Origin of the sequence: Micromonospora sp. KC207 (assembly GCF_004348615.1) — a bacterium.
GTDB lineage: Bacteria > Actinomycetota > Actinomycetes > Mycobacteriales > Micromonosporaceae > Micromonospora.
Genome location: NZ_SMKJ01000016.1, coordinates 33,550 through 42,114, shown reverse-complemented (window position 1 = coordinate 42,114; position 8,565 = coordinate 33,550). Strand labels below are relative to the sequence as shown.

Here is an 8,565-nt window from a genome sequence, read left to right as displayed (position 1 = left end):
GGCTATCTCCGCGTGCCCACGGCACGCTCAACCCCACAAGGAGAACCCGGCTGACCAAGAAGACGGCCCCCGCGGCCACCACGACCACTACGGTCGCCCCGGCCTTCGTGGCCATCCCGGAAGCAGTCGTTCGCACCATGATCGTCTGCGTCTCCGACGAGCTGGCCCAGGTGCTCGACAGCACCCGGCAACTCGAACGCCACCTCGGCGTGGCGGGGACGAGCTGCCCCCGGTACTGGGCCTGCACGGCCATCTACCCGTGGCAGCACCGCCAGCTCATCGACCTGCGCAAGGCCAAGACCGGACCCCGGTACTGCGCCGGCGGACCCATCCGCCTGCTCGACCTGCGCCAGCCCTGCACCTCATGCGCGACTGCGGCGCAGACCTCGACGGTCGCCTCTACATTGACGGAAACTTCCACCCAAGCCTGTCCGCGGACAGCGTCAACACCGAACCGTTCCGCAGCACGTATCGCGGTCGTCGCTACGGCCACGGCATCACCTGGACCGAGTGGCTCGGCAGCCCACCGCGCCACCGACGGCCGATACAGGCGCAGATCGCCCTCCTCGACGAGGCCAGGCTGCTCAACCTGCTCCACGCCGCCGGCTTCGACATGTTCGACGCCGACGCCGACGCCGACGCCGACGCCGACGGCCTGCGGCCGGCCATCGCACGACGCCGCGCACGGCGGTCCCGCCGAGCGCCCCGGGCTGGGGCATCCCACCAAGCCCGGCCCGCGCAAGGGCCGCCCTACACCCCTTCCAGGAGGAAGAACCAGCGGTGATCGCCGACGGGCGTTACGTAGCGGTCTCGCTGAGCAGTGGCGGACGAGGTCGACGGACAACCTGGATCCGCAGATCCGCGACGTCATGCTTCGTCAGGATGCGCTTCAGCCAGCTCGTGGGCAGGGCCCCGGCTGCCGTCAGGTGATGCCGAGTAATGCCAGTGGGCGGGTGCTGTCGCGGGCGTGATGGCGGTTGGCGGGGGCGATGTTGGTGGCGCCGGCGGGCGGCATCGGGTTCCCCCACGCCCAGCAGGCCGTCCGGATCATCCGGACCCGCACCACCGGCGCCAAGGCCAGCCGCGAGACCACCTATCTCACGGTGTCCCTGCCCGCCGAGCAGGCCCAACCCGCCGACTTGCAGGACTGGTCCCGCCGCAAATGGCACATCGAGAACCGCGTACACCACGTCCGGGACGTCACGTTCTGTGAAGACCTGCACCAGGCCCGCCCGGCACCGGACCCGCTGTCCTGGCGACCCTACGCAACAGCCCGATCGGTTACCACCGCACGAACGGCGAGGCCAACATCGCCCGCGCCACCCGACGCGCCAACCGCTGCAAGGACGTGTGGGGTGAGAGCTACGCGGCTGGAGGACGCCATTGCGACGAGTATCCGTTCCAGGCGACGTACGAGGGTTCGGCCACCTCCACTAGAGCGACCAATCAGAACCCGAACGGCGGCAACGGCAACAAGTGGCACGACTACGACGCAGCCCGAACCGTCAGCGCGGCGGGCCTGGCAGCCCTCATGCCCTTCGTGCTCGCGCTTGCAGCCATCGGCATCGTCGGCCTGCTTGCCCGACGGGGCCGGCGACTCGCCGCCGCAGGTGCCACGCTGCTCGCGCTCGCTGCCCTGCCTCATCTCGACGCCGCTCTCGATGCCGTCCCCATGCCGACGCCAGCCGGCGACCGAACGGCTCTGTTCGCCTGGTACGCCATCACGCCTCAGGGTCGCAGGGCGACTTGACCTTCATGCAGAGGTGAGCGTCGATCGTGTTCGCCATCCCGCCTGGATCGGGTGGGGTGGCGCGACCCGCCGACGGAAGGTGTATCGCCGTGCCCCGCGAACGACTCAGCGCCCTCGCCGCTCTGCCTGATGACGTGATTGATTCGCTGCTGTGGCGGCTTGCTCTCGATGTCGCCGCCGCGCATCAGCCCGACGAGCGCGGCAACTGCCGCAACCTGCAGTGCACCGGCCAGCGCGGTATGTGCGCCGCTGCCCGCGCCGCTCGCCGCGCCTTGACACTGGCCCGTGTCAGCCGACCATCCTCCGCCCGGCCTGAACCGAGACCGGCGCACGAGTCCACGTCGACAGCAGTCGCTCGGGTGCCGTTTCGTGGCTGGTTCACCCCCTCGTCCGTCCAGCAGGTGGATGCTCCGCAGGTGCGGTCGCCGTTCGAGCGATCGCCGGCAGTGGCAGCCGCATGATCCGCTGCCGGAGCTCTCACCTTCGGCAGCGGATCACTTTGCCATCGCGAGGTGGCGTAGCGATCTGAACAACGACGGCGGTCGCGGCTGAGCGAGGATGAGGCCTGCACCCACGGCCGTCGTTGGCGACAAACTGGGCTCGGCTCGCCTACATGGGTCGTTGCTCTTGCCACCGCAGTCAACTCTGCCGCCTTGGCTCAACGGTTGGTCACCGATCAGATCGAACGTGTCGTTCTGGAAGTCGACCGGCGACTACTGGCGGCCGTTCTACTACATCCTGGAAGCCCACGGGGTGATCGTGGGGGCTGGCCAACGCCAACGACGTCAAGCAGGTCCCGGGCCGGCCGAAGACCGACAAGCTCGACGCGGTCTGGCTGGCCAAGCTCAACGAGCGTGGGATGCTGCCCCCGACCAGCACTGATGCGGGCTACCCTCCTGCCGCTACACAGCCCTCGGTCTTGGAACGGCTCGACGAGATCCCCGGTGTCGGGCCTCGAGTCGCGCAGATAATCATCGCGGAGACCGGCGGGAACATGGCCCAGTTCCCCACCGCAGGCCACCTGGTGTCCTGGACAAAACTGTCCCCTCGCACCATGCAGTCCGGGCCGAAGACCCGGCGCGGACCGACCGGCCACGGCAGCCCCTACCTCAAAAGCGGGTGACGCCGCCGCAGTCGCCCGCCCCGACACCTTCCTCGGCGAACGCTACCGGCGCCTGGTCAAACGCCGCGGCAAAGCCAGAGCCCTGGTCGCGATCGCCAGATCCATCCTGACGATCGTCTGGCACATCCTGGCCGACCCGACAGCCAGATTCATCGACCTCGGCCCGGACCACTACGCCACCCATATCAACAAGCACCGCAAGACCCGTAGCCTCATCCGCCAGCTCGAAGCCCTCGGCCACAGCGTCCAGCTCAACCCCGCCTAACCGACGAACAAGTTCAGAACCTCATCGGGGCTCCGCCCCGACGCTGCCGCCTGCCCACTCACGGTTGTTTTTCCGGTCAGATCCCCGCGTTCGCCCCGCTGCTGAAGCAGGTCAAGGCACGGCTGCAGCCTGGCGGGTGTGGTGATCGTCGCAGACGCGCTGCACGCCCAGGTCGCCCACGCCCGCGTTGTCGCCGCTGCTGGCGGGCACCTGTACGTGTCAGTCAAGGCCAACCAGCCGACCTTGTACGCGCAACTCAACAGCTGCCGTGGGCGCAGGTGCCGGTCGGAGACCAACACCGCGACAGGTCGGCCTCGCTACGTTGATCAGCCCTTCGGCTTCCTCCTGTCGTGTGTCGTTTCCGCTACGCTGAGGCGGTCACTCGGCTTCGGTCCCTGGCAGCGTGCAACCGGCTCTGCCGCCTCGGCGCGTGGGACTGCGAACGGTGTCGACGCGGAGCAGGATAGAGGGGTGGCGTGGCTAGCAGGCGTTTCGAGGAGCAGCGTGCAGAGAATCTTGAGCGCGTCCGTCGGAATTTCTTGCCGGAGTCGGTAGCTCATCTGCTGGCCGTCGTCCAAGAACCGCGATGCGACGGTGAGCCGTCGTCGGCGGAGTTCGACGCATGTCTGGCCGCCGAGCTGACTCACCTGCGTGCCCGGCTTGGGGAGACGCAAGGCCCTACCTCGAATGGTTCGGGCCGGATCGGCGGAATCATCGAGGCCGAGGCGAGCAGGGCGGCGCGGACCCTGCTTGCCGCCGCGGAAGCAGCGGGAATGATCGCAGCGGCCGAGTTGCTGCGGTCAGCTCTCGGCCGCTGCGCGGCGATTCCGCAGCAGCCGTCGAAGCCATCCGCGCAACCGAAGTTCCCTCAACCGGTGCGGGTCGTGGACCCGGAGACGGGCCGGCCGATCGGTCTGTGGCGCTAACGGATCAATCGTGTGCCACCGGGGATCCGTTGGAACCCGGGCATGAAACGCGCGATCCATGCCGCGAGGGTCTCCCACAGCAGGCCAGGATCATCGACGGCGATACCTCTGGCCGTGCTTAGCTCAGTGAGGCGTTGGACCGCTCTGATGGTCGTCAGGTTACTGCATTCCTGCGCGATGCGGCCGGTGAAGCCTTGCCGCAGTATCGCTCCGACGTAGGCGTTGAACGCCGACTCGCTGTCAATGCCGCTAGGAACCCCTAGCGCTTGCAGCTCGGGCCGCACGAAGTCAGTGAGGTCCTTCTCCCGTTGCCCGGAGTAGACAAGCCAGAGCACCTCCGGCATCCGGTAGGACGGCAGCCAATCGGTTCGGTCCACCGGCTCCGCAGCGGCCTGCAGCGGCGCGGTAGGAAGCGCCGCGGCGGCGGCCAGAACAGCGTCTCGGTCTGCCTCCGTGGCGGTCGACGACGTCGCCCGCAGCACCGCTATCAACGCGGCCAGGGCCGGGTCGCTCGGGGACGTCCCGACGAGGATTTCAACGGCACCGGGGTGGCCCCATCCGAGGCCGTTCCCGGTGACATTGGCAGATCCCACCAGAGCGGCTGAAGCGCTCAGGTACGCCTTGGCGTGAACGATCGGATGCAGCGACACCGTTCCACCACGGGCCACCACTAGATCGAAAACGTGCGGGTCGCTGACACCGGCAGCGACCTCGTCCGGGCGCCACCGGGTATAGACCTCAAGTCCGGCATCCCGCGGCAGCGCCGTGAGAAGCGGTTTGATGCCGGCCGCGGTGATGAACGGCGCGACGATCGTCAGCTTGGTAGCCGCGGAGACGAGTTCGAGGACCCGGAGTCCGCAACGCTGAGGATCGACCTCTGGTGGCGTCATGCACCACCCTCGTTATCGTCTTCGGCGCTGTCACCGAAGAGTTCGGAAGCCTTAAAATCGGAGTCTTGCACCGTTTCGGCGAGGCGTTGACCCCACTGGTCGCGGATCTGCTTCCAGGTGCCCGCGAGCGGATGGCCCTGGTACTCGTTCTCGCAGCGCGCGTAGGCCAGTAGGAGCCAGGTGATGGCGTCAGCGCTCTTGGTGAGCAGCCGCTTGGCTTCCTCCTCGCTCATCGCGGCGATGTCATCGCCCGAGGCCCGCAGCGGGTCGATGATGGCCTGGTAGGCAGGGTGGGCGTTGTTCAGGCAGAGCAGCTCCAGGTTCATGGCCTCGTCGGGCCGGAAGAACGCGGGCACGTGCTTCTCGGGTTGCGTCACGATCTGAACGGTCACGCCACGCTTGTAGTTCTCGATGATGATTCTGCGGGTCTGGTCGGAGACGTCGTCTGCCTTGAGCTTGTTCTCGATGGCGCCGACGGCCTTCTCCGGGTCCGGATCGTCCGCGAACTTCTTCTCCCCAGGCGTAGGAACGACCGTGGAACGGGTCTTCTTGATATTGGAGGCCACGCCGGCGATGTTCGGCGGTGCCGAGCGGCTTCGCGATGCCGCGTCGCGTTCGGCCCGGCCTTCCTGTCGCAGGGCCCGCACGAGCAGCAGCAACTGGTGTGCCATCCCGTACAACTCGGCGATCGGGTGCTCTTCGTCGAAGAGAGCTTCCTTCAACGCCTCTTGCTTCGGTAGATCGTAGGTGCGTGCCAGTTGCAGCGCCTGGGTGAGATTGGGGACGTCCTGCTTGTTGTTCGTCACGCCGAAGATCTCGTCGAGCTCAGGGCTGAAGGAAAGCTCGACCCCCCACCACCGGTCGGTGGCCTCCTCGTTCAGGGTCTGTTCCAGGACTAGCTCGCGGCCGGCACGCACCACCGAGATCCCGGCGTTGTCGCGGGCGTGGCGGCCCTGGTGGGTGTCTTTACCTGGATTCCTGCCCGGGCGAGCCTCGGGCCGGGCCAGGGACAGCCGGGCGTACACCGTGGAGTCGCCCTTGCCGTCCGGCCGTGCGATCTTGAACTCGCGAGAGTTGTGGTGTTCGGTGAAAGGCGCGATGTCGGTGACCCGGACGTACTTTTCCTTGTCGCCTTCCGGCGCGGCCTGTTCCCAGAACTCGAGCGTGCTCTGGTCCGCCGGCAGCAGGTACAGCGGGTCGTTGGGGCGTACGTCGTAAAAATCGATGAGCCCGCCGATCATGTCGGCGTCGACGATGGCGATCTTGATCTGTCGGCGCTCAGTGTCGGCGGTCAGGAAGTTGCGGTAGACCCGTCCGAGCAGGTACTCCGCGTGTTTGAGAATGGTGCCGGCCGTGGTCCACCGGACCCTGTCGAGCGCGGACCAGCGGATCGCTGTACCGCCGTAGAGCGGCTGACCCATCGACGTGTCCGCGGTGGCATGCTGCTTGAAGACGTCGAGGACCCAGTCGGGCATGGTCTCGTAGCCGGCCTCGCCGGGACGGGTAGGCCACGGGACGGTCAGCGTGGATCCCCTGCCGGAGCGAGAGAGTATTTGCAGGTCAAGGAAAGTGTGGGAGGCGTTCTCGGGCTGTGACTTCTGCCAGGTCCAGACGTCGGTCCGCTCGCACTGCGAGACGCTGGCCTGCGGCAGACCCATGCCGAAACGGCCGATACCCGACCGGTCGTCGTACTTGCCGGAGCCGCCGAACGACAGGGCGAGGTTGACGGCCTGATCCGTCATGCCGGTGCCGTCGTCGATGACCCAGATCTCGTCGGCGCGTTTGGTGGCCCGCAGCTTGCCCTGCACCGGGCGCTGCACGATGACCAGGAGGACGGTGCGGGCCTGACCCCACTGGAAGGAGTTGTCGATCAGTTCCGCGAGGGCGTAGTCGGTGCCCTTGTAGCCGGTGTCCCGGATGGACTTGACGGTCTGCTCACCAGAGAGAAGCGGAGCTTCCTGATGAGTGTCGGGTGTTACCACAAGTCCTCCCAGTGGGTGAAGGCGGCAGCGATGGAACCGAATGCGGGGACTGCGGGGTCGACCACGGTGACGACGACGGCTTTCCTGTTGCCGCCCGCCTTCGGGCCGCGGATGCCCCGACCGACCATCTGGCTGTACAGCACGAGGGAGCGCGTCGGGCGCGCGATGACGACGGCGCTGGTTTGCGGGGCGTCGAACCCTGTGGTCAGCACGCCATAGTTGACTAGTACGCGAGGAATCGGTGCCGGGCTCTTATACATCCGGATCGCGGTATCACGAAGTTCGGGAGCCGTCGTACCGTCCACCGCATCGGCGAGGACACCGACCGATCGCAACGTCGCCGCCAGGGCGTGCGCCAGCTCCACTGAGGCGGCGAACACGATGATCCGGCGGTGTGACTCGCTGACCAGGTGCAGGGTGGCTCCGAGGACCTCCTGCAGGTAGTCATCCTCGTTGAGGCCGATGTCATCCGGTTCGTCCTCGACACTGTCCGGATCGTCGTCTGCCCGGAGTTCTCCGAGGAGCCGGAACGCGGGCTCGGCGAGGTAGCCCTCACGGATCAGGTACGCGACCGGGTTGTCCGCGCCTTCGGCGGCGGTGTCGAGCTCCACCTTCGTGTGTTCGAAGAATTCCGCGAGGTCTTCGTCCGAGCGTCCTCCCAGGAAGGTTCGTCCCGGGGTCGCGCTGAGCCCGATGATGGGAGTGACCGGCTGTCCGGCTGCCGAGAGCTGCTCGACCACGTGCCGATAGGTGCGGGCGACCGCTTGATGCGCTTCGTCGAACACGATGAGCCCGACACGCCGGCCGAGATCAGGGATGAACCCCGGCTCACCGCGACGCGCATAGACGGTCTGTAGGCTCGCCACGATGAGACCGTCGCTGAGGTCGGTGAAGTCGGCGTCCTGACCGCCCCAGGATGAGACGATCGGCACGGGCCGGTCACCCAGCAGCGACCACGCCTTGTGGAACTCGCGGGCTGCTTGGTCCAGCAGCTCCCGGGTGGAGGCGAACCAGAGCACGACGCGGCCCTCGTTCTCGCGCAGATAGTCGCAGACCATACTCATCGTGGTACGGGTCTTACCGGACCCCGTCGGCATGTGCAGCAACAGCCGGGTACGGCCCAGCCGCAGTAGCTCACGCGCCCGAACCACAGCGCGGCGTTGATGCGGGAACAGCCCGTACGCCGGCGTCGCACCGGTCGGCGCCTGTGCTGTGGCATCGCCACGAACTTCGGGAAGGCCGAGAAACACCGCTACGGCGCCTGCGTTCGCCGCAATCGTCTTGCTGTCGAGCCGATCGGGGGCCAGCGAGAAACGGGCGGCCAGGTCCCGGCGCTGTTCGGCCGGGAGTTCGTCCGGAAGCACGCCGGCCTCGGCGAGGCGTCGAACGGCGTTGATCGGATCACCGAGACACGCCGCCGCCACCACCGCCTCGATAGGTGCCTGCCGGACGAGCCCGCTGTCGGCGAGACGGCCGACCGCGCGTAGCACGCGATCGTCGATGAATTTCGTGGTCCGCGTGGAAGCGCCCAGCAGATCAAAGATCGTGTACGTCATCGGCGCGATCCGGCCGCATCCACTACGAAGGTGCCGACGCGCGAGCGGGGACCGAGGCCAGGGGCTGTGAGGT

The 8,565-nt window shown here is 67.3% G+C and carries 10 protein-coding genes; 4 read left to right on the top strand and 6 right to left on the bottom strand.

The features are described 5' to 3' along the window. Nucleotides 1–253, bottom strand: a 253-nt coding sequence (locus E1258_RS33815; RefSeq protein ID WP_207919382.1) for a hypothetical protein, incomplete at its 3' end; no start/stop codon positions are given. A gap of 111 nt (nt 254–364) precedes the next feature. Here E1258_RS33815 and E1258_RS03785 point away from each other — a divergent pair. Then, nucleotides 365–784 (top strand): hypothetical protein, encoded by a 420-nt coding sequence (locus E1258_RS03785; protein WP_243715156.1) that lies wholly within the window; start codon nt 365–367, stop codon nt 782–784. Nucleotides 785–922: 138 nt separating this feature from the next. On the opposite strand, the gene E1258_RS33030 is transcribed toward E1258_RS03785, so the two are convergent. Continuing rightward, on the bottom strand, nt 923–1,093 hold the full coding sequence (locus E1258_RS33030) for a hypothetical protein (protein WP_165949619.1): 171 nt from the start codon (nt 1,091–1,093) through the stop codon (nt 923–925). Between the two features lie 255 nt (nt 1,094–1,348). Between E1258_RS33030 and E1258_RS34325 the strand changes: the two genes are divergently transcribed. Beyond that, nucleotides 1,349–1,750, top strand: coding sequence for a hypothetical protein (locus E1258_RS34325; RefSeq protein ID WP_165949618.1), 402 nt, complete (start codon nt 1,349–1,351; stop codon nt 1,748–1,750). Nucleotides 1,751–2,609: 859 nt separating this feature from the next. Continuing rightward, nucleotides 2,610–2,873 carry a transposase gene (locus E1258_RS03765; RefSeq protein WP_132396846.1) on the top strand — a complete coding sequence of 88 codons (264 nt, stop codon included), beginning with the start codon at nt 2,610–2,612 and terminating at the stop codon, nt 2,871–2,873. On the opposite strand, the gene E1258_RS03760 is transcribed toward E1258_RS03765, so the two are convergent. After that, nucleotides 2,860–3,114, bottom strand: a complete 255-nt coding sequence (locus tag E1258_RS03760; RefSeq protein ID WP_132396844.1) for a hypothetical protein — start codon at nt 3,112–3,114, stop codon at nt 2,860–2,862. The two genes, E1258_RS03765 and E1258_RS03760, sit on opposite strands and share 14 nt — an antisense overlap. A gap of 500 nt (nt 3,115–3,614) precedes the next feature. On the opposite strand from E1258_RS03760, the gene E1258_RS03750 reads away from it, so the two are divergent. Continuing rightward, entirely contained in the window at nt 3,615–4,064 is a 450-nt protein-coding gene (locus E1258_RS03750; protein ID WP_132396842.1) for a hypothetical protein, read from the top strand. On the opposite strand, the gene E1258_RS03745 is transcribed toward E1258_RS03750, so the two are convergent. From E1258_RS03745 to E1258_RS03735, 3 genes are read right to left on the bottom strand one after another with little or no spacing between them, the layout of a single operon-like run. Beyond that, the gene (locus tag E1258_RS03745; protein ID WP_132396840.1) at nt 4,061–4,954 is read right to left on the bottom strand and encodes a hypothetical protein; all 894 of its coding nucleotides are present in this window, start codon (nt 4,952–4,954) and stop codon (nt 4,061–4,063) included. The two genes, E1258_RS03750 and E1258_RS03745, sit on opposite strands and share 4 nt — an antisense overlap. Continuing rightward, nucleotides 4,951–6,936: an ATP-binding protein gene (locus E1258_RS03740; protein ID WP_165949622.1), complete on the bottom strand. Its 1,986-nt coding sequence runs from the start codon at nt 6,934–6,936 to the stop codon at nt 4,951–4,953. The genes E1258_RS03745 and E1258_RS03740 overlap by 4 nt, the downstream gene beginning before the upstream one ends. After that, nucleotides 6,930–8,492, bottom strand: coding sequence for a DEAD/DEAH box helicase (locus E1258_RS03735; RefSeq protein ID WP_132396836.1), 1,563 nt, complete (start codon nt 8,490–8,492; stop codon nt 6,930–6,932). The genes E1258_RS03740 and E1258_RS03735 overlap by 7 nt, the downstream gene beginning before the upstream one ends. Nucleotides 8,493–8,565 lie beyond the last annotated feature (73 nt).

Bases quoted from the DNA above. Each gene is read 5' to 3' on its own strand.
- E1258_RS03785 (WP_243715156.1), top strand. From the start codon at position 365: ATGCGCGACTGCGGCGCAGACCTCGACGGTCGCCTCTACATTGACGGA.
- E1258_RS03765 (WP_132396846.1), top strand. From the start codon at position 2,610: ATGCTGCCCCCGACCAGCACTGATGCGGGCTACCCTCCTGCCGCTACA.
- E1258_RS03745 (WP_132396840.1), bottom strand. From the start codon at position 4,954: ATGACGCCACCAGAGGTCGATCCTCAGCGTTGCGGACTCCGGGTCCTC.
- E1258_RS03735 (WP_132396836.1), bottom strand. From the start codon at position 8,492: ATGACGTACACGATCTTTGATCTGCTGGGCGCTTCCACGCGGACCACG.